3 protein-coding genes are annotated in these 1,632 nt (G+C 35.2%); 2 read left to right on the top strand and 1 reads right to left on the bottom strand.

Going from position 1 to position 1,632, the window contains the following annotated elements; all coding sequences use genetic code 11:
- Positions 1–100 (top strand): IS3 family transposase (locus HMPREF0027_RS11855; protein WP_155812096.1); only part of this gene is annotated, 100 nt, incomplete at its 5' end.
- Positions 101–159: 59 nt separating this feature from the next.
- Here HMPREF0027_RS11855 and HMPREF0027_RS11160 read toward each other — a convergent pair.
- Positions 160–933, bottom strand: coding sequence for an FNR family transcription factor (locus tag HMPREF0027_RS11160; protein ID WP_005625386.1), 774 nt, complete (start codon positions 931–933; stop codon positions 160–162).
- Positions 934–1,197: 264 nt separating this feature from the next.
- On the opposite strand from HMPREF0027_RS11160, the gene HMPREF0027_RS11155 reads away from it, so the two are divergent.
- A complete protein-coding gene (locus HMPREF0027_RS11155; protein ID WP_044024565.1) occupies positions 1,198–1,623 on the top strand; it encodes a universal stress protein in 426 nt (141 codons plus the stop codon).
- The last annotated feature ends 9 nt before the right edge of the window (positions 1,624–1,632 follow it).

Below are 1,632 nucleotides of genomic sequence, written 5' to 3'. Positions count from 1 at the left end.
AGTGATTCACGAGTACATTCATTATTACAACAATGAGCGTATTCAAGTTAAATTAAAAGGACTGAGCCCTGTACAATACAGAACGCAGTCCTTAAATTAAACAGTCTAACTTTTTGGGGTCAGATCAAAAAAGGTGGCTTCCTTTGTTTTTAATATTATTTACGCCGTTGTTTGTGCAATAATCGGAGATTGTGAACGCGTCACACCTGCCATATCCGTAAGTTCATCCATACGGTTAATCGTAATATACCTACCTTGCACAGTAATCATACCACTTTTTTGGAAACGGCCTAATAAACGGCTGATCGTCTCGATGGTTAAACCTAAATAGTTACCGATATCTCCACGTGTCATTGTTAAACGGAATTCACGTGCCGAGAAACCACGAGTAGAGTAACGCTGAGACAGATTATGCAAAAATGCAGCTAATTTTTCTTCCGCACTCATTTTTGAAAGTAAAAGAATCATTTCTTGATCGCTTTTAATTTCATTACTCATTAAGCGCATAATTTGGTGCCGAATTTTAGGCATTTTACCCGCAAGATCATCTAAAATATCAAATGGAATTTCGCAAATCATTGACGTTTCAAGCGCTTGTGCGAAACCAACGTGTTTCATATTAGTAATCGCATCAAAACCGACTAAATCACCAGGCAAATGAAATGCTGTAATTTGTTCTTCACCGCTCTCGCTGATGGTATAACTTTTGATTGTACCTGAACGAATTGCATAAATAGAACGAAGTTCATCACCTGATTGGAAAATAATCTGAGATTTTTGGACAGGTTTTTTTCGCTCAATAATATTATCAAGCTGAGTTAATTCATGTTCGTTCAGTGTGAATGGTAAACAGAGCTGACTAATACTGCAATTTTGGCAATGAATAGTACAAGTTGTACGATTCGTATTTTTTACGTCAGAAACGATTTTCATAAGACTTACCGTATTGTAAAGTAGGTAAAAGTTTGATTTGGCGCAAATACTATCACTAATTATTGTTAGAATAAAGATATATCAGAATTAATTTAAGTGAAAAAGTTATTTTCAATACAGCTTTTATTTTTATTTTGAAGAAAACTGACTCCATTATTTGAAACATTTTTTCAAAAATGAGATCTAGTTCAAATTTTAATTGGAAAGAATATGCTAGTATTTGAACCAAAGATAAGATTTAGACAGGCAAATAAGGAGTCTATTATGTACAAACATATTTTAGTCGCAGTTGATCTTTCTGAAGAGAGTCTCATTTTACTCCGTAAAGGTGCGGATCTTGCTGAAAAATGTGGTGCGAAGCTCTCGCTTATCCACGTTGATGTCAATTTTTCAGACCTCTATACAGGTTTAATCGACATTAATATGTCTTCTGTACAAGATAGTGTCGTGCAAGAAACCACTAGAGCACTCAACGAACTTTCTTCTAAAATCTCATATCCGGTATCAGAATGTTTAAATGGTACCGGCGATTTCAGTCAAGTATTGGAAGAGGCAGTTGAAAAACATCAAATTGATTTATTAATTACCGGACATCACCAAGATTTCTGGAGCAAGTTTATGTCTTCAACTCGCCAAGTGATGAATAATGTTAGTGTTGATATGCTCGTCGTGCCGTTAGCAGACGAATAAAATTTGGGG

The organism is Actinobacillus ureae ATCC 25976, from assembly GCF_000188255.1.
GTDB lineage: Bacteria > Pseudomonadota > Gammaproteobacteria > Enterobacterales > Pasteurellaceae > Actinobacillus > Actinobacillus ureae.
The sequence above is the reverse complement of the archived record's forward strand: the minus strand, read 5'-3'. Positions and strand labels throughout refer to the sequence as shown.